This window comes from Rhodopirellula sp. JB055 (genome assembly GCF_043100905.1).
Classification (GTDB): Bacteria; Planctomycetota; Planctomycetia; order Pirellulales; family Pirellulaceae; genus Rhodopirellula.
The window spans coordinates 1-24,549 of sequence record NZ_JBICHO010000042.1; the positions used below are offsets into that span (position 1 = coordinate 1).

11 protein-coding genes are annotated in these 24,549 nt (G+C 57.0%); 7 read left to right on the forward strand and 4 right to left on the reverse strand.

The features are described from left to right. The first annotated feature begins 646 nt into the window (after window positions 1-646). Window positions 647-1,198, forward strand: a complete 552-nt coding sequence (locus ACF8AM_RS01530) for a hypothetical protein (RefSeq protein WP_392553939.1) — start codon at window positions 647-649, stop codon at window positions 1,196-1,198. Window positions 1,199-1,249: 51 nt separating this feature from the next. Here the strand turns inward: ACF8AM_RS01530 and ACF8AM_RS01535 are convergent, their stop codons facing one another. From ACF8AM_RS01535 to ACF8AM_RS01550, 4 genes are all read right to left on the reverse strand, one after another. Continuing rightward, the gene (locus tag ACF8AM_RS01535; protein ID WP_392553940.1) at window positions 1,250-2,125 is read right to left on the reverse strand and encodes a sirohydrochlorin chelatase; all 876 of its coding nucleotides are present in this window, start codon (window positions 2,123-2,125) and stop codon (window positions 1,250-1,252) included. Between the two features lie 26 nt (window positions 2,126-2,151). Beyond that, window positions 2,152-2,529, reverse strand: a complete 378-nt coding sequence (locus ACF8AM_RS01540) for a heavy-metal-associated domain-containing protein (RefSeq protein WP_392553941.1) — start codon at window positions 2,527-2,529, stop codon at window positions 2,152-2,154. Window positions 2,530-2,750: 221 nt separating this feature from the next. After that, entirely contained in the window at window positions 2,751-4,244 is a 1,494-nt protein-coding gene (locus tag ACF8AM_RS01545; RefSeq protein WP_392553942.1) for a S41 family peptidase, read from the reverse strand. Window positions 4,245-4,396: 152 nt separating this feature from the next. Next, window positions 4,397-5,650, reverse strand: a complete 1,254-nt coding sequence (locus ACF8AM_RS01550; RefSeq protein WP_392553943.1) for a sensor histidine kinase — start codon at window positions 5,648-5,650, stop codon at window positions 4,397-4,399. Window positions 5,651-5,914: 264 nt separating this feature from the next. Here ACF8AM_RS01550 and ACF8AM_RS01555 point away from each other — a divergent pair, with 264 nt between their 5' ends. The 6 genes from ACF8AM_RS01555 to ACF8AM_RS01580 form a co-directional block, all read left to right on the forward strand. Next, a complete protein-coding gene (locus ACF8AM_RS01555) occupies window positions 5,915-6,262 on the forward strand; it encodes a hypothetical protein (protein WP_392553944.1) in 348 nt (115 codons plus the stop codon). 393 nt (window positions 6,263-6,655) lie between these two features. Next, window positions 6,656-10,900, forward strand: coding sequence for a hypothetical protein (locus tag ACF8AM_RS01560; protein ID WP_392553945.1), 4,245 nt, complete (start codon window positions 6,656-6,658; stop codon window positions 10,898-10,900). Between the two features lie 29 nt (window positions 10,901-10,929). Continuing rightward, the gene (locus tag ACF8AM_RS01565; RefSeq protein WP_392553946.1) at window positions 10,930-21,516 is read left to right on the forward strand and encodes a PVC-type heme-binding CxxCH protein; all 10,587 of its coding nucleotides are present in this window, start codon (window positions 10,930-10,932) and stop codon (window positions 21,514-21,516) included. Next, the gene (locus tag ACF8AM_RS01570; RefSeq protein ID WP_392553947.1) at window positions 21,516-22,757 is read left to right on the forward strand and encodes an aminotransferase class V-fold PLP-dependent enzyme; all 1,242 of its coding nucleotides are present in this window, start codon (window positions 21,516-21,518) and stop codon (window positions 22,755-22,757) included. Before ACF8AM_RS01565 ends, ACF8AM_RS01570 begins: the two co-directional genes overlap by 1 nt. Before the next feature lie 226 nt (window positions 22,758-22,983). Next, window positions 22,984-24,105, forward strand: a complete 1,122-nt coding sequence (gene nadA / locus ACF8AM_RS01575; protein ID WP_392553949.1) for a quinolinate synthase NadA — start codon at window positions 22,984-22,986, stop codon at window positions 24,103-24,105. Next, the coding region (locus ACF8AM_RS01580) for a DUF423 domain-containing protein (RefSeq protein WP_392553948.1) at window positions 24,102-24,549 on the forward strand (448 nt) is incomplete at its 3' end. The genes nadA and ACF8AM_RS01580, both read left to right, overlap by 4 nt.

Below are 24,549 nucleotides of genomic sequence, written 5' to 3' on the forward strand. Positions count from 1 at the left end.
GGTTGATCTGGTCCAGCGGTCCCCGGTACCAGCGAAGGAAGCAAACCCACGCGGAGCGATAGTTTTTGATGGTGTTGACGGAGTAAAATCGGATCCGCAACTCGCGGACCAGACATTTGACAACCAACGGCTAACGTTCAGCGAGCCAAGCGGGACAAGCAATGCGAATCCGTCTCAATCCGGGCACTTTTCGGAACAACGAATGGTAGGACAGCATCCGATAGCAAGATTTGTTGCTGAATCGACAACAGAATACCGCTCGGAGTCGACGGCCCCATCCGGGGCGGAATCGCGTGTTGCTGTCGTGTCGGTCTCGAAGCTTCCGCCCCGAACTTGGGACGCAGACTTCTGCAGAGCCATTCATGCCCAAGATGCCACCAAGCCCAATTGTTGTGCCCGCAGGCGGAGGGGAGTTGGCCCGAACGGCGTGAAACGTGGTAAATCGTGACGTTCGTAGCGATCAAGACACACACGAGCGGGCAAAAATCTCTTGACTTCGCCGTTTTGGCTCAATTCCAGATTGAGTCGTGAGCTGGCCTGGATAGCTTGGGAGTGTCGCCGCAAGTTGCTTCGACACCAATCAAACGGAGTGCGGGGCGCGGGCCCCGGTCACGCGATTTTGCTAGAGGATGAAGGGTATCTGAACATGAGTGAAACGAGTCAGCCGATGATCGACGAGGTGGATTTGATTCTCACCAACGCTCGACTGCGAGATGAGCTGGAGCCGTACCGCGATGATTCCATCGACGATCCAACCACGCGACGAATGCCGCTTCAGAAAGAAAATGAATACCTGGCATCCATCCTCGCTTGGGAGCGGGCACCCGCTCTCGCGATCGCTCAGTGGTTTGACCCTCCGCTGCAAATCCCGGCGCCGGAATCGTTGGACGACGACGCTCTGGCGGTAGAACTGCAGCAAACGATCCAACAACTGCATTCGCAAAACATCAAGCTCACCTACACCGATCACTTGTCCGATCGCCAACTGTACCGGGTGATCTACCAAGACATCCTGCCTGCTTGCGAGAAGAAAGTCGACGCACCTGGCAAGTGTCTCGAATGGCGGTGCGTGGATGACAACGACACCTACCTGACCTACTACGCTTCGCCTGTTGAACGACGCCGGCACCAAGAGGAGCACCAGGCGGAACTCCCCAAAGCCAAACGCCCCAACTTTCGCCGTCGACTTCCTGACTGAAACGCCTCTGCCCCATAGGTTCGCCACTCGCACTGGCGTTCCGAATCGCTCTCAAGGAAGAAGGGCTTCACCGCCGATCTTTTCGGATGCAAGGGAATCAATTCGATCGGCGATTGCGGCCGCCACCTTCGTATCCGGCCCCAAGTATCGCGACACGATGAAATCGATCTCGCTGAACTTCGCCGCGGCCTCTTCCGTCTGACGCACGATGGCCTCGTACAACCGCCCCGAAAACAACAGGTGCGGCTGAACGACCATTCGCCCATAGCGTCCCGTCTCGGCCATTTGCCCCAGCGTGTCGGGCAATCGAGGTTGAGCCATTGCGTAGAACGTGGTGCAGCAACCTCCCTCAGCGATCTCATAGCAATCGGCGATCGACTGGGCCCCCGTTCCCGAGCGAGCAATCTGGTTCCCGCGGCCACGCAGAGTGACCTCGGTCAACAATCGCATGTCAGACGAGGCACAGGGGTCTAAACTTCCACGCCCGACCATGACCACCGCCGTGGGTCGGGAGGATTCACCAGCGGGGTCGATTGCTGCGGATCCCAACGATTCGATCAATCGCTCGCGAACCAAATCGATCATGTGTGGCTGTCGTGAAATCGGGCGACTGTAGCCGGCGATTCGGTCGAGCGTTTGAGTTTCGCGAGCGACTTTTTCAACCGCGTCAGGGATATCCGACTTCGCATGCCCTGCTGCGAACAGCAGCAACGGCGAAACGATGATCCGTTCCGCTCCGGCCTCGAGCAATCTCCGCCAACCCTCATTGATGGTCGGCGACTGAAACTCCAACAGGCAGGGCTGAACAATCGCTCGCCCGGCCAATTGCGTCGCCAGACGCCGGCCCAGTTCAAAGAACTCATCGGTACCGCGCTGATCGCGCGTCCCATGGCCGATCAACAGAATTCCAAGAGGCGGATTGCTCATGGACGGGGACTGCGGATCAATGCCGATTACTGGACCTTTTGGGCGGAGCTGAAGCCTTCTTTTTGCAATGCAGCCAAAGCCGACGAAACATCAAACCCCGCGTCGTACTTCACCACGACTTTCTTGATTGTCAGCGCATTGGGATCCGGTTGATCGACCAAAGCGACTTCACTGACCGCTTCGTTCTTTTCCAAGGTTTCTTGAACCCGAGGGAAGCACGCAAATTGGCAGTGCATTTCAGGCACTTCCAAAGTCATCGTGCCAGCTTCGGCCATGACTTCTGGCGTGGCAACGACAGCAGCGGCGGTTGGTTCCGTTTCGGGTGTTTGGTCCGGGGTAGCAGAAATGGCGACCATGATTCCAACGGCAGCCAAAGCGGCGACAACGTAAACGATCGATTTCATCGGTGATCTCATTTTGAATGGAAGTGATTCTGAAGGACCGGACCGCGACAAAAACAGCGGCATGATCAACGCCCCAGCCCTGCATCTAGCTTACCAATGCAGAATCCAGAATCACAACCGCCAAACCAACGAGACGCGTTTCACGTTCGATTGCCCCACGTTTATCACGGCAAATTGCGAAAAAAGCCTTTGCGAAGTGCGACAATCTGCCCTCCGCCGATTCACGCTGCCGCGGCGTTCAGAGTGGCAGAACCTTCGGAGGCAGATTCTTGAACCGCTCCGTTGGCCGATCGAATCGCCTCCACTGCCGTTCGCAAAGGCGTGTCCAATTCCCAAGCGGAATGGGCGCGAGGTTGCTCGGACGCCGAGTCATCCTTCGCAGCGGAGTCATCCTGTTCAGGCGAAGGGTTCTCCGGCGGTTCCGCTGAATTTTCTGCGGACACAGTTTCGTCTTTCGACACAGGCCCCAGGTCCTGATCCGGATCAACCAGCTTCAGATGCGCATCCGTTAAATCTCGGTTCTTCAACGAAGGGTAAGACGCTTCTTCCCAGAAACGAGCCAACTGCCTCAGATCCTCTTCGGCGACTTTCACGTCCATGCCGGGGTCAGGACTGACGCCCCACACATCGTCTTCGGTGTCGTTCGCTCCACGGTGAATGTTTCTGTCACTGGGGCGATAGTACTTGGCCACCGTCAACCGCAGAGCACTGCGTCCGTATTCCAAGGGAAGGATATTTTGAACGGTTCCCTTGCCATAGCTTCGCGTGCCGACGATCGTCGCTCGGCCATGATCTTGCAAAGCGGCTGCAACGATCTCACTGGCACTGGCAGAATGCTCGTCAATCAAAATCGCAACGGGCATCGCGGGAGGGACCAACGTTCCCGCCGTCGCATACGCTTCGTCTTCGACCACGCCGCCGCGAGTTTTGGTGCTAACGATTTTACCGGAACTCAAAAACATATCGCAAACTTCCACGGCCGCATGCAGCAGCCCGCCACCATTACCACGCAGATCCAAAACCATCCCCGACACGTCAGGTTTCGCAATCAGACGGCTGAGCACATTCCGAAGTTCACTGACGGTCTTGTCACCGAAGCTGGTCATCCGCACGTAAACGATGTCGGGATGTTGAGTCAAGCGATAGACCCAGTCATTGTTCTGATCGCGATGATCGCCGATGACCGATTCCAACTGGATTGTGTCGCGTTGCACACTGAGTTTGATTTTTTCGTCGTCTCGTTGAACCAACAATTCGACTGTGGTCGCGATGGGACCTCGTAAACGTTCGCTGACGGATCGAATGTCCAAATCACCGACGTACTCATGATCCACTTCCAGGATTGCATCACCGGGCATCAGTCCGGCACGTAGAGCGGGTGATCCCACCAACGGCGTGATCACCCGAACCGGTTCGTTTTCCACCGGTTGATCGACGTAGATGCCGATGCCTGCGAATTCCTGTTGAATCGAATCCTGAAAGGTTTGGTAGCTGACCGGAGGGATGTATTCGCTGTGCTGGTCGAGCGTCGATGTCATGCCCGCCATCGCCGATGTCAGGAGGGTCCGTCGGTCAACCGGTTCCACGTAGAATCGGTCGATCATCTCAAGCGCTTCGCCGACCATCATTGCGGTTCGCGTCCGCTGGTGAATCACGTAACAGGCGAACGAGATGACCAGCACGGAACAAAGCAGCGTCAGGTTTCGTGGGAGCATGGCGGCGTCAACAGGCGGAGAAGAGCAAGAACTCCACCATCCTATCATGCCAACCGCAATCAGAAGAAACCCCCGCGGAAGCCGCGCTCAGCAGGCCAGACGAACGTGTGAACGGCTCACATGGTTCTGCCCGATCATTCCTGCCGCCCCGCCTAAACCCGATTCAATTCCGTCGACGACTGCACCGCTGGCAAACAGACGCAGAAACGAGAACCTTCGCCGGGAGTGCTGGTGACGGAAACGTCGCCGTCCTGAGCCTGCGTCAGATGCTTGACAATTGCCAGCCCCAACCCTGTGCCGCCGGTCCCGGATTCTTCGTTTCGACTGCCGCAATAGAAACGCTCAAAGATGCGAGTCTGCTCGGAAGGGGGAATCCCCACCCCGGTGTCTTGGACGATCAACGCCCATTGCTCGGCATGTTCCTCGATCGAGACCCGCACCTCGCCTCCCGTGGGGGTGTATCGAATGGCGTTCCCAATCAGGTTGTTCGCGATCGTCAACGTCGCCTCACGGTCCGCGATAATTTTCGCTCTGTCGGCAGGCAGTTCCACCAACAGATCCAGTCCATTGGCCGCCGCGACGGGTTCGTAGGTCCGAATCGCATCCTCCACAATTTCCGACAACGAAACGCTGGACAGATGCAGGTTGGCTGGCCCCGCCTGGGCTCTGGCCAGTTGCATCATCTCGTGCACCAATCGTTCCAGCCGCAAACATTGCGAGGTGATCTGCTGCATGAAATGCAGCGCCGCATCCGGGTCATCTTGGACGGCCAACTCCACCGTTTCCGCGTACCCCTTGATGGCGGCCAAGGGCGTTTTCAGTTCATGCGAAACATTGGCAATGAATTCGCGACGCATGTCATCGACTCGGCGTGACTCCGTTTCATCACGCAGCGACAATTGCAAGTTGGGCTCATCATCGGTGTCAATCAAATCCACTCGGACCCGCAACGGACGGATGACACCCTGGTCATGCACCTCCACCGTGAACTCTTGCGGCTGATGTTCTTTCACAGCCGATCGAACCGACGCCAGCAACTGAGGCACACGTACCAACTCCGTGAAACAACGCCCCAGCAAAGCGTCGCGTTTCTTCAGCCCCAACAACCGCACGGCAGATGGGTTGATCAACAGAACCGAAAAGTCCTTCGCCAACACGATCACGCCGTCGCTGAGCTGCAACAGCGCCGAGGCGTTTTGCTTTGTTTCCGCGTGCAGGCACCGAAGCCGTTCTTGCCACTTTTGAATTTCGTCGTTGCTGTCACGCACATAAGCCGAAACAGCGTCGTCCTGTTGTGTGTTGTGCCAATGGCGGAACACCAAGGACAACCCGATGGTGAGCAAACTGACCAACCCAACCAACCATGCCGATGCCCCGCCAACGACCAAGATAAGAATCAGAACCATCCCAAGGATCGCAGGCCCGAACGACCACAATGGAGATTCTGAAAAGCAGATCGGCGAGGGTGTTCGTCGGGCGTCCGGGGTCATACCGTCATTCGAATCGTCAAAGGCAAACGGGAGGTCCACTCGCAGGTTGTTTCTTCCACCGATAGCAGCCATGCTAACCGGAGACACGGCGACCGGTCTCGCATTTCGTTCCGTGACCGCCAAACCGTGCCAGTCTACCGTTTGGTGTTTCCCGCAGCATCTCGCAAGATAGAAGATTTCATGAAGGTTTCTGAGGGGCGGCGAGGTTCGCGAATGAGAAAGGATCGGCCTGATTCGCCTCCGGAAGAAATGGAACGGATCGGTGCGACCTCGATGCCCTTGGCTGATTTCGCCGGCGGATGCCTGACCTCACTGAGTTCCGTGGTGTTGTCCTGTGGCTTGCTGTTGCTCAATGGTGCCTTTGTAATGGCATCGTTGTCAGCGTTCAGTGCCGCGGGGGTGGGCTGGTTCGAGAACGAAAAGGTCAGCCAGTTTCTCCTGTTCGGGGGCCCCGTCGCTCTGCTAATCATTCAATGGATGATGCTGGACTACCTCCGGTTCCTCTGGCGTCGACGTCAGGCGGGATGAATCTCGCCGAGGGTTTGGAGCCGCACTGATCAGGGGGCCCCGCTCTTTTTGCCCTCCAGAACGGTTGGTCTGGTCAGATCGTAACGGTTCAGGGGGTTTTGAGTTGGTCGGATGTTGCCCGGTTCGACAGGAAAAGCTGTTGCCGGTCACGTGATTTGCGTAAACTGGGAAACCTCTTCTGATTGATCGCCGCGCCACTCTTCTGTGACGGTGCCCCCGTTGACCGGACCAACGCCTCGTTTGACTCTCCGCTTCCTGATGCCGATGGATCGGTACTCGGGCCGAATTCATGCGCCGACCCGAAATGCCCCCGCAGGCCCAAAGGAACCACGAGGCCCCCAAAGTGATGCCGCGTCGAACGATCACCGCACGCGTTGGTTGCTCGACAAGGCGATGAGTCTTCCTGAACGAGCACGCTGGCTTGGATTCGTCACTTGCCTACTGTTCGCGTTTGTTCTGTCCCACGACGTTTCAGCACAACCGCCCGGCACGACGCCCTCCCCAGAAGTGGTTCGGGGCGAATCTGGCGGAATCACTCCGGATGCGTTTCTGTTTTTGGATGAATCAGGAACTCCCGTCGTCATGCCTCGGATGTCGTTCGAGGAGATCGATCGCCTGCGCCGACTCGAGCAGGGCATTCAGGTTCAAGACCGTCGGGCCACGCTGCAGCGAAACAACCTGGTCGGTTCGGTTCACGATCAGCGTGCGGAGTTTGAATTGGACTGCCACTTCGTCATTGACCCACGCAGCACACGCGAAGGCAGCTCGGCACCGATTGTTCTGGACCTCGGCCTGAATGGTTTCCATTTGCTGGAACCGGCGATTGTCCGGACCGCGCCCAATGCCGATGACTTCGGTGCCGCGGGGAATCCAGGCGAAAACAACTCCGATCGTGAGCTCGCAAACGCTTTCGTTCGGGTTGCCCAAACCAAATCCACCGCTCGCGATGAATTGATGGACCCAGCCGCTTCGGTCACCAATGGAAACGGGGCCCTGGGAAACTCTTCTCGATCCAATGCTGGCTTGAGCTATGAATTGGTGCTTCCAGCAGAAGCGGCCTCTCCCGACAATCCGGTCGACTGCGTTTGCAAGCTGAAGATGTCCACGCGGGTGCGCCGCTTGGGTCCGTTGACCAGTTTCCTTCCGCTGTCATTGCCAACCGTGCCGACGCGAGTGGAAGTGTCCGTTGATCCTCATCAAAAGGAATCCAGCAACACTTCGCCTCCGCTGATCACCGCCGAGATCGTTGGCAATGGGCGAGAAGTCTTGCGTCAATTGGCTCGCCGAGAATCAGACGATGAATCGCGGCGACGGTCGCGGTTTGAAATCGACAGTCAAGGCGGCGAATTTGCCTTCAAGTGGCAATGGTTGCCGTCCGCCACCGAAGCGGCTCGTCTGTTGGAAACCGAATCCAATGCCACCCTGCGTTGGGAATCACCAGCAGACCCGCCCACAATGCAAGTTCGGATGATCGTTCGAAACCTGCGCGGACAACTGGACAACTTTGACATTGAGTTGCCCGAACGAGCCGTCCTGCTGGGCAGTCCCGAAGTGGTGATCAACGACGACAACCGCGAAAGCCCCTTGTCGCCGGGAACCAATGGCAATGACGAAGTCAGCGAAACCGCATTTGACGATACCGCATTTGAAACGGGCAACGCCATCGATGTCGCGGACTCGGGTTGGACGATGACACTGTTGGGGAATGACCAGCCGAACCAACCGGCCGCTCAAAACCAATCCGCCATCGAAAACAAACGCGAAACCGATGCGTCTCAAGCTTCCGGTTCTGCCTCCACGCGTCGGGTGCGTTTCTCCAGCGACCGCGCCGATGCGATGACGTCGACGTCGCTCGTGGAAGTCCGCTTGCAATTGCGTTTGCCGGTTCCTGAAGCGTCCGCGACCACACCCTGGACCATGCAATTGCCTCGAGTCCCGGATGCCATTGGTCACCGAGGAACGGTGACCGTGGTCACAGCCGAAGACCACCGCCTCCGCTGGCGGCCTCGCCTGGGCGTCGAAGCCATTGCGTCAGATGCCACGACAGTCAACGTCGGTGAACGAGCTCAAACGTTTCGTTTTCTTCGCGACGCGTTTCAGTTGCCTGTTTGGTTGTCAGGGAAACAGCGGCAACAACGCCTGAAAATTGCGATGGAGCTGAGCATCACCCGCCGCTTGGCGCGGTCGGTGATGACGGTGCAATCCAGTGGAGCGGGGATTGATCCGCAAGACATGCAACTGGAATTATCGGGCTGGCAATTGACTCACTTGACCGCGGATGAAGCCGAAACAGAACTCGATGTTTCCATTTCAGAAGGTCTGGTTCAGTGGCAAGCCGATGCGTCGGACGGCAAGTGGCCTCGCCAGTATGTGATCACTTGCGAACGCGTCGTGACCGAGGCGATGGCATCCGAGCCGCTTACCCTAGCGCTTCCCAAGCTGCAAACCAACGAATCGTCCAGCGCGGTGACGGAAGCGACTCTCGACATCACCGATGCCAAACGACTGCAGTGGTCGGTGGACCTATCACAGAGCGACAACCTGCAACGGATCAACAACGATTCCTCCAGTCGGTTTCGCCTTCTGTCGGTGGACGGCCCCTGGAGTGTGACTGGCAATTTCACGGAGCGCCCGTTGCGTCTGAGTCTCTCGGGCAGCACCACAATGGGCACGCAAGGCAACCAATGGATCAGCCAAACACGTTGGACGCTCACCAGCACCGTCGATTTAGAAGGCATCCTGCAATTTGAAATCCCGACTCCTTACCAGCAAAGCGTCCAGTGGACGTCCGTGGTGGATGGCGTGCCCGCGATGGTCCGAGAATCGGAATCGCGTTCTCTCTCGGATGGCTGGGTCAAGTACGAAATTGTGACGCCGCGACTGTCGGTGGGCACTCATGAAATCGAGCTGATTTCGCGATCGGTGCTGCGTGATCTCTTTCATGCTCCCGAGGCTTCCCAGTCATTGCTTCGCGTCGATTCCGATCCTGCCACCGTTGAATCCAAGGTGGAAACGGACAGCACGACGGACGACGGCGAAGTTGCATCCGTCACCGAGCAAGCACCCACTGAACCGACGTTGGCGAGCCTCGAGAGCGCACCGATCGATGATTCGCAACGCGAAGAGACTTCAGAACGAGATCCTAATCTCGCGAATTCGCGGGGCGATGCGGCGGGCAACTCGTCCGACCGATCCACGGACATGGAAACGCCGTCCATCACCGACCAAATTCTGATCGCCATCCCAACCCCAATCGCTGACCAGGTCACACTGGAAAAGGATTATCGTCTGAGCCTCCCCAATTCGGTGACCGATGGCGTGGGACAGATTTGGATCACAACCGTGGGCGATGAACGTTTACTTCCAGGCATTCGGCAGGTCGCGTCTGACAAAGCCACCTCTCCCATGCAGACCAGTGAGTGGTCACTGACATCGATCCCAGATGCTCCGTTTTCGTTGAAATTCCGCCAGGAGTCACTCGAAGAAACTCCTGTTCGTGTAACTCGAGCGGTGCTTCGCAGTCTCGTTGGCCAAAACACTCGCCACGAACAACTGATCGCGGTGGTCGAAGGTGGACGTCAAATTTCGATCGGGTTGTCGGAACAACTCAAAACCATTCGCATCGAAACTCGATTGGACGGGAATCGAATCGAACCCGCACGAAGTCGCAGAGGATTGCGAATCGATATCCCGGCGAACACTGGTGCGGGCCCAACGTCCTCGAACGTTCCTGATCCGTCCTCTTTGCACCTGCTGGATATCCGCCTTTGGACGGAAACCGAAGCCAGTCCGTGGTGGACCAACATCGAACCATTGATGCAGTTGCCAATTGGGTCCGCACAAATTGACTGGCAATTGTCCGTTCCGACCGACTCGCACCTGTTCTGGGCATCGTCGTCTTGTGGACGCTTGATGCGTTGGCAACGCGAACAATTGAGATTGTCGCGGCAACCGTTGGCCGACGACACCGAGTTGCTCGAATGGGTCACGTTCCCGTTTCAAGACAACGCCGCGTTGTTGGGGTCACTCAAAGAATCCACGACCAATGCTGCGTTCACGGTTCCCAGCAACCAATATCTTTTCTATTCCAGCGATCCGTATGCGTTTTCTGCACTGACCGTGTCACGAACTTTGATGTGGTTGGCGGTGGGCAGTTTGTCCCTGCTGCTAGCGGCTTCGACTCAGTTGTTCCCTAAGAGCCGACACCCGTTTGCGATCATCTTGCTCGCGGTCGTGTTGGCAGGTGTTTTGGTGACCGCTCCTGATGGAGTGATCGTCACGGCGCAGTTGATCATGATCTCATTGGTTCTGGTCGCCGTCTTCTATGCCATCTCAGCTTTGATTTCACCTCCAACGTCCGAGCGAGTGCTGCAGCCATCCGGAGCATCACGTGCTTCCGAGAAAATTCCGCCTTATGGTTCCACGCATGTGAACCGAAAATCGCAGGGTTCCTCACCAGGGTCCAGGCCCGCCGCAGTTGAATCGGCGGACATTCCCGGTCTGGGCGGATCATCACGTCGCCGCGTCGACTCAGGGCAACGTTCCAACGACGATTTGGAATCGTCTCCCAATGCGTTGGATGAAGGCATGGATGAAGAGGGAGCCACGACGAGCCATTCCCCGGGACCCCCATCATGATGCGTTGCGGCTCGAGCAGATCGATTGGGATGCTGATCCTGGTCGCCTGGATGACGCTGACTTCGCTGGCGATCGCGGACGATCCTCCAGCGGAAGCTCCTGAGCGTGAATCGGCCGTCGAGACCCGTGCAGAGGAAGAATCAACGGATCCAGTTTCATCGGAAAGCGAACCTTCACCAAAGGAGCCCACCGAACAGAAAGCCCCCGCAGACACCGTTGAAACCAATCCCATCTCCAGAGCAACCTCGGAGCGTTTGGCGCAGTGGAACCAGCTCGCCCAACTAGTTCGCGACGACGAATCCCTGCGTTGGATCTCGTTGTTTGGTTCGCAAATCGCAAGGTTGGTTCCCGATGATTTTCGTCCCGTCGCAACCGACGAGCTGACCCAAGCTCTGAACGAAGCTGCCGACGTGGGACAGGAGTCTTCAACGGACGACATCCTGCAGTGTGAAATGGTGGCGACGATCCAAGACGGATCGCTGATCAGCAAAGCAAGCCGAATGAAGTTCTCGTCCCGCTCGGCGAACAGACATCCGGTTGGAAAGGTCAGCTTTGCCGTTTCGCGACTGCGCGCCGTTGACCGGGAAACCGGAATTGAAACGGACTCCACGAACGTCCTCTTTGAATCGGACGACACCGGTTTGCTCACGATCGCCACCGACGTCCCTGATCAAACATTGGCCAACCAAACATTGGCATGGGATTGGCGACAGCAAGCGTTGCCAACATGGGATGGCAGTCGATGGGAACTCAGCTTGCCGCAAGCTTTGATCTCGCGATTGTGGATTCGAGTCCCTGCCAACCAAACACTGCGTTGCGAACAAGCCGTCCTGCGTGAAGTCTCCTCGGAGGCTCTGCCAAGTTGGTTCCGGGACGACGCAGAGAATACCACCGACGCACCGGACTCAGAAAACGATCGCTGGATCTTCGTCGAATCGGCTGGCTCTCAGCGGTTGGATCTGCAACTGCGGACGCGGGAGCAAACGGCCGCAGATGTCCAAACGGCCACCATCGTTCGTGGTTGCCGAATGACCTTTGATCACGACGGATCGATTCTCAACTGGCAGTGTCGATTGGTCATCGACCCACAGCCCATCGCTTCCATTCCACCATGGGTTTGGCTGCACGGCGATGTGACTCGGATCGAGATCGATGAACGAGAAATCCCGTTCACCACCCACCCTCTGCACAAGAACCCACATGAGCCGGATTATCGCAATTCATCGGCGTCCATCATCCGCTTGGCATCCCTGGATGAAGCCGAAGTTCCTTCCACCTCCGAGACGCGAGTCATCCTCATCCAGGGAACCTTTCCGTTGAATGGGAAGGACGAATCCCTCTCGTTACCGGAACCGATCTTCCCGAGCTCCTTCGTGGTCACTGCGGCGCCTTGGCAATTCCAGTGGACAATGCCCTCGCACCTGTTCGCGACACGTTGGCAACTGCCAGATGATTGGCAATTGTTGCCGCCGACCAAGGATGCCAACTCGTCGTCATCCCCCACTGCGACCTGGAATGCCATTGGGCCGCCTCCTTCGCGAGCTCCGCTTGATGCGAAACGGCTTTCATCATCATTAACGGAAGCAGACAGCCAGGCCGCAAGGGAATGGCCACCGTCTTCGCTCACCAGTTCCTGGGAAGTCGATTTGGCTCAATCCGAATCACTCCTTTACGCTGACCATCAAACTCGATTCCTGTTGCAAGACAACGCCATTCAAGCGCGTTGCACCATTCATTTGACAATGGCTGCTGACCGGTTGGCTCCCATCCAACTCGAGATTCAGAATGGTTTCTCGTTTGATTCGATCACGGTCGGCGAAACCCGTCGAACGTTGACCATCAACGCTCCCAATCGCCGAGGTCGCAAGATCACCGTTTGGCCCAGCCCTGATGAAGTCCAAACTCGTCCCGGTGGTGAAGGGACACTTGAAATCCGAGCCACCGGCCAAACCCGGCGGGATCCCAACAACCCTCGGGTCAACGCATTGTGGATGATTCGCGTCGTGAATTGTCCCGGTCAAATGACCGCTGCGGTGATTCCACCGGCAGACATGGGATGGACGGCGGAAACCGCAATCACACCTTCGCGAATTGAATTCTCTGAACTGTCCGCCGAGCAACGACGCTTCTTCGCGCCCCTTCCAGGCGACGCCATTGTCCTAGGTCAATCGATTCGACAAACGCCATCCCTGACATTGGAAACGCCCGACAGCACCATCATCGGTTCATGCCAAACCAATCTGTCAATGGTTCGCGACGACATTCAACAACGGGTGGAGGTGCAAGTCGAAGGTCTGCCGCAGACATCACGGTTCGTCAAAGTGAGACTGGCCGCCCGATCGGAACAATCATCACCAGAAAACATGACATGGCAGACTCGCCTGTCCCCGTCTTCCGCGTTGAATTCCGTCGACGAAGAACGAATCACCCGGCGGTGGGTACCACGTCAAACGATGAAGTCGCCAACGGAACCGCCGAGCGAATCATCCCCTTTCACCCCGACAACCGCGCCCGTCCCTTCACCAGCAGGAACCGGTGGATGGTTTGAGTGGAGCATTCCTGTTCCGCGAAATTTCAATGACCAATCCGCTCTGATCGGGACTTGCATCCATGTGATCGACCATGGCGATGTCAAAACAGACGAAGAATCCGTCGCACCGTCGCACCCGATCGGGATGTTTCGACTGGCCGATGCAACCTCGCAAACATGTGAACTGGCAATCGAATCCGATTTGCAACTGGCGCGTCCAGTTGGAAACCTGGTCGGAATCCCAACCACCAACACCGCCAGCAAAACAGGGGCTTTTCGTTATCGATACGAGACGTCTCCTCACGTCATCATTCAGGTTCGCCGCAAACACGAAATGCCGCCATCCAATCTGGTGCGACAGCAATTCACACACGTGATTGCTTCGGCCAGCGGCGATGACCGAATCCGAACCCGTTTTGAAATCTTTGCCACGCAACCGATCGAAGTTGAATTCCCTTGGGACGCCCACTTGATCGAAGCCCGAATCGATGGAGTGAAAGTTCAACCGGAAACGACGAAGGAGCATCACCTGCTCTTCAACGATCCTCCTGCGTTCGACGCCATCTTGGAAATTGAATGGACAACCACTTCCTTTGAACAATCCTGGTTGCGACAGACTCAGGTGTCCGATTTAAGAGTCGTCGGCCTGACGCTGGGTTCCCAACGTCGCGTCACACCGGCGGAAGACAGTTTACAAATTCCACTGCTCGGTTCTCCCGATGCACCTGTTTTGATTTTCTCTCAAATCGTGGTTGGAATCGGATGGGTCGGTGCGCTGGTGATCCTTGCAATCAGTCTCTATGCGGGCTGGGCGGCTCGTTGGGGAGTGGCCTGCGGTTTGGCGTTGTGTGTGTTTGCGATGCTCCTGTGGCCAGAAGCATTCGTTTCGCTGACGGCTTGGGTCGCGTTGCCTTTGACACTCAGCTTGCTGCGTTTGACGACCCAACAATGGCAAGCGTCCCGTCAGTCAGACCAATCGTCCCAACAACCTTCGAGTGGCCCGACTCCATCAAATCGCTCTGCGAATCTTTCCCGTTCCACCGGAGAAGATCCCACCAGCGACTTTTCCAGCTCGGCTTTGCTGCGCAATTGGCTCGGTTGGGCGATGATCGGAACCTTCACCATCAGTGGCAACGTTGCTTCCGCCCAAACGCGTGACGTGTTGGTGCCTTTGGATTCCAACAACCAACCCATGGGCAACAAAGCGTACATTCCTGAATCGCTCTACGAGGATCTGTTCCTGGTTCGATCCGATGAACGTGTGCGTCAGGTTTCGTTCCTGAACACGAACTACGAATTGGATTTGACCTCGGAACGATCCAAGCGTGCAATCAGTTTGGCTCGCGACGAATTCCCGATTGAATTGTCAGCAAGGTTCACAGTCGAAACATCCGTCCCCAGCAGTCGTCTTCGCCTGCCGTTTTCGCCTGAATCAATCGAAGAGTTGGTCCTGATTCGCCCCGACGAAAGCACGCGTGTTCTGACGACCACCACTGACGACCAGCCAGGCACACTGATCGTGGTTCCATCCGGCAAACGATTCGACCTTCAACTTCGTTTGCGATGCCAGACATCACATCACGCAACGGGAACACAAATCACGGCGGAGCTGCCCAGTCTGCCACAAGCTCGTTTGGTGGTCCGTCGTGACTATCGCATTCACAATTACCGAGTGGTGACCGACAACATTGCTTGGCCAGCGGTGAATCGCCCGGTCGGTTTTGGTGTCATCTCGTCCAATCAGTTTCCGATCGGACCGTGTCGTCAGTTGCAGATCCATTTGCAAAGCAAAGCCACCGCCGATGCTCTTGCCAGCGGTGTTGCCCCGACGATCGATAACGAAACGGACCCGCAGAGCAATGCGGACGACACACAACTTCCGGTGGCTTGGAACCACGCGTCCCAATGGAAACGTCGCTATTGGTTGAACGCCAGTTCCAAACACTGTTCTATTGAATGCGAACTGGATCCATTGCAAACCCCGCCCGCCGGCGGCGAAGTCATCCTGCGATTTGATCCCGAAACAACCGCAGCCCCGCGTTTGCTTTCTCGCGACTGGAAGCTGCTTCGCGAAACCCCAAACCAGTGGATGCTCACGCGAGTCAGTTCGACAGACAAACCCATTCGGTTGGTCTGGGACCTCTGTTCGGATTGGTCAGCGGGATCCGAATCGATCGAAGCGGAAACCACCGCTTCGGAATCAAACGGCGTGGCTGCTCCTGAATCTGCGTTGGACGACGAGCGAGTGCTTGGCTGCCCCGGGCTTTCATTGCACGCGCACTGGCAGGAACCAGAAGACACAAAGCCAAGACCCAACAATTCGCGAACCGTGTTCTCGGAGACATTGGTTGCCTGGACACTGTCCAGCGAGTTGCAGCCTCTGTGGCCCGCCTCGTTGGGTACCGAACGGGTCCCAACGGAACAATTCTATGCCCAGTGGTCCGGTTCAATCAGTCGACTGGATCGAGCCGCGAAGAGCTCGGGAACCACGCCGATCGTTCGCATTGGACTCATCGAGCAAGCGAACCTTGTCTTTCAAGCACGGCATGAGATCCACTTGGATCCAGCACAACAATCGATCCGTCTCGAAGCCTCCTTTGAGCCCAATCCCGTCACCGTGGATGCGGCCTCAACGAATCCCGTGGTCGGAACACTTGATCCCGATGGCGAGGACACCCCACCGGCGAACTTGGAAAGTTTCCGCCCTCAGATGATCAAGATTGTGCTTCCGCCCAAAGCCCAGGTCTTCAACTGGCGGATCCAGCAACCTGGGTTGCCAATCAATTCCCCGTTCACTTCCGCCGGCCAAGCGACAACTCCCGATGCTCCCGGGAATTCCGACATCGACGAGGAGGACGAGAGTTCATCCGCTGAACCGGATGGCAATCGTTTCGATTCCACTTCTGAGCCATCCAACGGGCAATGGAAATTGGTCCGAGAAGGCAACCAGGACTGTCTTTTGATCCGCTATGAAGGGCGCGGAATGGAAGTCATGGTGGAGGCACAAGTCGCGTTGAAAAAGTCGAACGATAACGCGTTGGCGTTGATAACGATCGAACCTGTCCATCCCATCGGGAGCGTGACATCGATGGATGAAGTGGTCGTCTCACGAGCAGCCAATGCCAATGTCCAGTGGAGCACGCCTCCTCTGGTGGAAGGCCAAAATTCCGGGGATGGAGGCCCCGCGTCGATGCTCGCCGCGGGAAAAATCTTGATCTACCAAGGGTTTATCCGTGACTCCGTGATGAACTTTCTAGGCGACGCTCGCTTCCGTGTGTCGCCGATCCGCCACCCGTTCCAAACGGACGCCAGAGTTTCTTTGCGTTGGGAAGAAGGTCGCTGGATCACTCAAACGGACCTTCTCCTGAAGTCCAAACAACCACCTGATTTCTTGGATGTTGAAATGCCGTCGCGGTGGTGCGACGCTCTTCAAATCCATCCGCTTTGCGCCTCCACTCGCCAACCAACACTCAGTCCTGCACGCCAGGTGATCCGCATTCGTTTGGCCAACAAAGACATCCGCTCGATCCGTCTTACCAGCCGTCTCGCGGCGGGCGATTTATTGCGAGTCAGTGTCCCCAGAATTCGAGTCCTGCAATCTCAACGATCACGAACTGACATCGTCGTCCCCAATCGCTTGACGAATGCGCCCATTCGCTGGGAGACCAGCGGCGTGGATCCCATGCCACGACCAAGATGGAATCTTCCTGCAAGCGACACGTCAACAAACGCCAACGCAGAAAAAGAGCAAGGGGCCAACCAAGACAGCACTGACCAATCCTCCACTCAATCGGTAAACGTTGACAACGAAGAACACAGTTTCTTCCGCGTCACGAATGAGAACTGGTCGGTGGAGTTGGAACCATTGCGGAAGACCAACAACGTCGCGGCTGTCATGCACGCAGATCACCAACTGCTGAACGACCGTTTTCTCGTCAGCCGTTTTGACATCGTCCCCGGCGACAGTTCTTACCTGACGCTGAACCTGCCAAAGCATGCTCGTTTCGTCGCGGGATGGACCAATGGATTGCCAGCAGACGTGATCCCACTGTCAGACAGAAAACTCCAATTCTTGATGCCCCTGAGCCGCCTCAGTCAGGGAATTGAGGTCCTGCTGGAATTCAACCGCCGCCTTCCCAACATCAACCAGCAAGAATCAACCATTCCGATTTGGGAAGAAATCCCAACGTCTCCGCATGCCACCTTCACACGACTGCTGTCTCGACAAAGCGACGCAAGCGATTTGCTGTCCCTTTCCAATCAGGCTTTCGTTGACTCTGGATCAACCACAGGCGACGCAGACGAGAAGAAAACAGGTTCAGATCGGCCCGATGGCAGCCCTTCCGAAACAAGCAATCAGGCTTCAGACGAAAGTCGCTGGTCACCAATCACCCCGGATCAAAGGTGGCAGATTCTGGCGACCAACACGGGTCGCTCCATTGCCGCCGCGTCCGATTCATTGGCGGACCGTCGAGACGAAGAAGTGGCCGCTTGGATGAAAAATTGGCTTCAACGGTACGCGTTGCTGAGCCAATCCGCTGGTGTCGCATTCGATCCAATCAACGCATTCACGGATGAGTCCATCTCGCTGGAGAAACTTTCCGCTGAACTGACCAACCGCCCACTGGATTCGGTTTACTCCTGGGAGGACATGGAGTCGTTCCTTGCGATGCAGATTCAGCGTTACTCCGTCAATGAAACCGATGACTGGTGGCAACTCAACCGAGATTCCGAACTGGGCAACGGTCAGTGGTCGTCTGTTCTGACGGGACAAAAACCGGACCGCTGGATCATCGACAGCCAGTATCGATCCAGTGAACCAACCCTGCCGCCGCAATGGTCGAAGCCAGCCCCACCATCTCTGTCCATCCAGTGGGCACAGCACGGCATGCGGTTCCTGCTATTATTGACCAGCGCTTGCTTGTTGGTTGTCTTGCGTTTGCAGCCCAGCCGAACTCGGCGGACCGCGCCGCAAGCGAATTGGGTAACGAACCTTCAAGACTTGATGGCGCACCCGGCAACATGGATCTTTGGACTTGGATGCATCGCAATGATTCTGGCACCGATTCCTCTCGCGCTCGCTTTAATGGTCACCGCGGTGATGCTCAGCGGATTCGAAGTGTTTTGGAAAACACTTCGTAAAAAACTACGACTGTGGGCTTCCGCTTTGCTGGTCGTCATCTTTTTCACGTCTCCGTTGGAACATGCGGCAGCACAAACCGTCGCCTCCCCCAGCCCGTCCGAGATCGCTCGCCAAATGAAGTCGCGGGAGGGATGGAAATTGCAATTGGTCGCCGCCGAACCGATGGTCATCGACCCGGTCTCCGCGGCGTGGGACCCACAGGGTCGATTGTGGGTGGTTGAAATGTCGGATTACCCGCAACCCGCCGAGGATGCCGAACCGACGCAGGGCCGGATTCGTGTCTTGAGTGACGTCGACGGCGATGGCGTGATGGATAAAGTCACCACATTTGCCGAAGGTTTGAATTTCGCGACCGGAGTGTTGCCGTGGCCGACGCGAAACACAGAACAACCGGATGCCGACCAACCGGACGCCTGGCTGGATGGCGTGATCGTGACGCTGGCGGGCGAAATCGCGTGGCTGAGGGACACCGATGATGACGGAATCGCAGACGATCACCAAACTTGGTTTCGCGGCTTCACAACTGGCAACGAACAACTGCGAGCCAATCATCCCATCGTCGGCCCCGATGGATTGATCTACGTCGCCAATGGACTGCGAGGCGGAAAGATCGAAGCGGTCGATTCGCGTTTTGATGCCCATACCGAACCGCTAACTCTTTCGCAAAATGATTTTTGTTTTGACCCTCAGGGTGGCTACTGGGGAAAGGTTGCAGGCAACAGCCAACACGGTCTGACGATCGATGATTTCGGTCGCCGAATCGGCTGCAGCAACCGCAACCCAGCGATCCAGGCGGTGCTCGACATCAACACGATCGAGCGAGATCGCGAGCTTGCACCCGTCGACGCGTTGATGGACATCGCTGCGGCAGGAGAACATTCCGAGGTTCGGCCGATCAGCGACGCTTGGACCACCAGCCACCTGCACTCCGGGCAGTTCAGTGCCGCCTGTGGTGTTTTGGCAGTCGACGACAATTGGTTGCTGGTTTGTGAACCGACCGGTTCGTTGGTCCAACGACAACAACTGCGATTCGATGGCGAAGAATGGCACGCGACGCGAGAGCCGACGGAAACCGAGTGGCTCGCCAATGAGCACACTTGGTTTCGCCCAGTGGACCTGGTGGCCGATCAAGGCAAATCAGTGCTGGTGCTCGACATGGCTCGCGCGGTGATCGAGCATCCCGACTGGGCACCAGAGGAACTGAAAAACCGCCCTGACACGTGGCACGGCAACGACCTCGGCCGCATCTGGCGCATGCTTCCATCCGACGCCCAACCCAGCTTTCAACCGATACGAAATCACAACGAAGCGGTTGCAGCGTTGCGTTCCGAAGACGCGGTTCGTCGATCCATGGCAACGTTGTACCTGACGTCAAGAATGACAGTCCCGGAATCCAAATGGATCGTCGTCGAGACGCTTTCCGAATTGCTGAACGCTCCCGAAACCAACCCGGCGACCAAAGCGAGAACCGCGGCACTGCTTGCGAAACACGGCGACCTCTCACCGCAACAACACTCCCGACTCAGCACCGAATCGGAACCGCGCCTACGTGCCTTCGCCGCTCGGCAAACGAGTCGTTGGGACGCGAAAACTTTCCAGCTCTTTGCACACGACAGCAGCTCGTTGGTTCGCCGGGTCGCCCTGGAACAATTTGTCGCCTCAGAAGTCTGCCAGCAAATCGCGAAGGATCCTGAATCCGAAGACTTCAATTCCATCCTGGATTCCTTGCACCTCCTGGCTGTGAACCAAGCGGACTCAAATTGGGTGGCAAAGCTGCTTCCATCCATTCCTCCATCCATGCTGCATGACCTCATTCGGCGCACCTTGGCTGCGAACGAATTCCCCCTGGCGACAAACCGACAAAGCAATCTGTTGGAATGGATCCAGCGTTCCGCAGCAGCCGATCCGATCAAAACTCTCGATCTGATTACCAACGTCGATGCCCCGCATGAGTCGCTCGCATTCGTCGCCCGCTGGATCCTTGGTGCCAACTCCACTGCTCAAGGAAGGAAAGTGTTCAACGGTCCGCACGCGGACTTCTTCGCTCGGGTGACCCAAACCGCGAAAGCGACGTTGGCCGATCCAGATTTCGATCATGAACAACGCGAGAACGCGGTCGAGGTGCTGCTCCGCCTCGCACCCGATTCGTCCGAACTTCGCGATCGGCTCACCGATTCCACGAGCGCCGACCTTCGTTCGCGAATTTTGGCTGGATTGCTGAAGTCCGATCCTGAATGGACACGTTCGATCTTGGTTTCGCACCCGGACCCTTGGCGTCCCCAAGAACGCAGCGTCGTTTGCCGCGATGCCCGCTCGAACCCTGACACCGCGAAGTGGTTGCTCACGGCGGTTCAACAGGAACGTCTGCCTCGTTCGTTTGTCGATGCAACCACTGCGAATGCCCTGCGTTCTCATCGTGTTGAAACCATTCGAGAACTTGCCAATCAAACCTTTGCTCCCCCGGAAGACCGTGCCAAAGTTTTGAGACAGTACGCCGAAGTCGCCGAACGATTTTCGACCGCCGATGTTGTCCATGGCCGGCAACTGTTTGTGCAACACTGCTCGAATTGTCACCGCATGGAAGGTGTGGGGCATCCGGTCGGTCCCGACATCAGCGACAGCCGCACCAAGACCGCAGAAGCATTGCTGGTCGCGGTTCTGAATCCCGATGCAGCAATCGATGCTTCCTTCACTCGCTATCAGATTTTGACAGTGGACGGCGAAGTCGTATCGGGTTTGCTTCACAAGGAAGACTCTGAATCCGTCACGTTGCTCGAAGCGGGCAACCAACAACGGCGTGTGAATCGCGCTGACATCGAAACCTTTCGCGCTGTCGACGCTTCTTTGATGCCCAGTGGGATGGAACAAACCTTGTCCGTGGATCAAATGTCGGATCTGATCGCATATTTGAAACGTTGGCGATACACCGCCGAAGGTTTGTGATGCCGTCCCCTCCCGCTGCTGACTCGCCCGTGTCCGATCCCAACCATCGCATCTACCTGGATCACGCTGCGACGTCGTGGCCAAAAGCACAAGGCGTTGCCGAAGCGATGGTCGATTTCATGACCAACGTCGGGGCCTCCGCCTCGCGAGGCAACCACGCATCGGCAATGAAGGCCAATGAACTCACTCGTTCGTTACGTTCTAGACTGACCCGTTTCGTGAATGCTGAATCGGCCGAGTGCATCAGCTTTCATGCGGGATGCACATCGGCACTGAACGCCGTCATCCATGGGTTGGTTGGTCCGTCGCATGCGATCGGAAAGGACTCACACCTCCTGGTTTCGGCGGTGGAGCACAACGCTGTCTTGCGTCCCATTCTGATGGCGGCAAATTCCGCCAACGCAATGCTGGAAGAGGTCCCGTCGGACGCACACGGCTCCCTTCCAGTCGACGAGCTCATCGGAAGGATCAACGACGCAACGCGCTTGGTCGCTCTTTCGCATGTGTCCAACGTGACCGGAGCGGTTCAGCCGATCGCTGACATCGGCGAGGCAATCTCTCGGATCAACCAATCACGAGATGCGTCCAATCAAATTCTGTTTCTTTGCGACGCGGCACAGTCGCTGGGTTACCTGCCGATCGATGTTCAAGCCCTCGGAGTGCATGCGTTGGCGGCTCCCGCACACAAAGGATGTGGTGGTCCGCCAGGAATCGGAATGCTTTCCCTCTCACCCCAATGGCACGATCAGATCCAACCGTGGATGCAAGGCGGAACGGGGCACGATGGCCGGTCCGACGAGATGCCCCCAAGCATGCCGCAAAAACTAGAACCTGGAACGATGAATCTTCCCGCCATCGCAGGATGGTTGGCGGCGATGGATTCCATGGCCACGCGGCAAGAATCAGCGTTGGTACTGGCGGAACGGTCTCAGCAACTTCACCGCGGTTTGAACGCCATCGAAGGGATTCAGGTGTTCGGTCGCCCCGGCCCGCTTCCGATCGCCAGCCTTGATTTTGGCCCCGACCTTCCTCCGGACGATGCCGCCGCGATTTTGGATGCGGAGTTTAGAATCGAGGTGCGTGCGGGCCATCACTGTGCCGCTCGCATTCACAAGTACCTCGGGACCGAATCCGCCGGCACGCTTCGCATCAGTGGGGGACACGGGACCAATCCTGAGGAAATCGACGCCGTGATCGCTGCCGTCGCGGAAATTGCCGCTCAAATCACATCGTTGACCTGATCCCGCCAAAGGTCCCCCGACGGGCGAAGTCCCCTCACAGACGAGGGTATCGGCGCGGCGTCTCAGCGCATGCTCGCAACGGCAGGCATGGAAACAATGAGGTGGATCGGTTTCAATAATGGTGTGTCGCCAAGCGGCGCGTCGCCGATCCTCTTTGATTGAAATCCCCATGGTCGATTTGCCAACCACCACGCCTCCTGAACCACCGACGACCGGAAACGATGAGATGGATGCACTGCATCCGTTGAAACCGTACCGATCGCTGGAAAATGAGGTCCTTCAGCAACGCATCGAAGCGGTTCGAAAAGAACTCGGGGAAGAACTGCTGATCCTCGGCCACCACTATCAGCAAGACGAGGTGATCGAGCACACCGACTTGCGTGGCGACAGCTACCAGTTGTCTGAAATGGCTGCGAAAAGCCAAGCGTGCCGCACGATTGTTTTCTGTGGCGTGCACTTCATGGCGGAAACGGCGGACATTTTGGCCAACCGTCCCGACCGAATCGAAGCTCGCGGTGGTCGGCGAGTCGATGTGCTGCTGCCTGATATGGCCGCCGGTTGCTCGATGGCTGACATGGCCGCGATCGCTCAGGTCGAAGCGGCTTGGGCGGACATGTCCGAAGTGATCGACACCGAACAAGTCATCCCGGTCACGTACATCAACAGTGCCGCCAGCTTGAAAGCCTTCTGCGGTCGCAATGGCGGAATTGTCTGCACCAGCAGCAACGCGAAAGCGGTTTTGGAGTGGGCGTTTGAACGCGGCCAACGAGTGTTCTTCTTTCCCGATCAACACCTTGGCCGCAACACCGCGCTGACGATGGGCATCACAGAAGACCAAATGCCGGTCTGGGATCCTTACGCCCTGGAAATGGGTGGCAACACCGACGAACAAATTGAATCCAGCCGTGTGATTTTGTGGAAAGGTCACTGCAGCGTCCACCAAATGTTCCGCGCCGAACACGTCGATCGGTTCCGCAAAGAACACGAAGGAATCAAGATCCTCGTCCACCCTGAATGCCCCCGCGAAGTCAACGACATCGCCGACGTCAGTGGCAGCACGGGCAAGATCATTCAAACGGTCAAAAACGCACCCGCGGGGACCAAGTGGGCGATCGGAACGGAACTGCACTTGGTCAATCGTTTGAAGGACGAGCACCCTGAGCAAGAGATTCACTTCCTCAGTCCTGTCGTCTGCATGTGTGCGACGATGTACCGAATCGATCTGACGCACCTTTGCTGGACCCTCGAAAACTTGCGTGACGGCCGCTTGGTCAACCAAATCCGCGTCGACGAGGAAACCACCCAGTGGAGTCTGATCGCGTTGGAACGAATGTTGGCAGTGAAATGACGTCTGCCCAACCTTTCGAGAACGCCTCGCCGTACGAGCTAGTCACGACACCGACGGCAACGAAATCTTCGACCGGTCGAGTCGGAATGATCGTGGCGGGATTGGCCGGCGCGTCGGCGGTCGGTATCGGAGCCTTTGGTGCCCATGGATTGCCGGATTTCCTCGAGCGATCCGGGTTGGATCCCGAAACGATTGCTCGCCGGGTCGAGCAATTTGATACGGGCGCCCGATACCACTTGGCTCACGCGATTGTGTTGTTGGCCCTGGCGGTCGCTCCGCTGCGGCCAACCAAGTGGCTCAGAACGATCCGCATTCTGATGATCGCGGGACTGGTTTTCTTTTCTGGCAGCTTGTATTTGCTGGTTTTGACCAACACGCCTGTGATGGGCGCGATCACTCCAATCGGCGGACTTTGCTGGATTGTGGGTTGGTTGATGTTTGTGG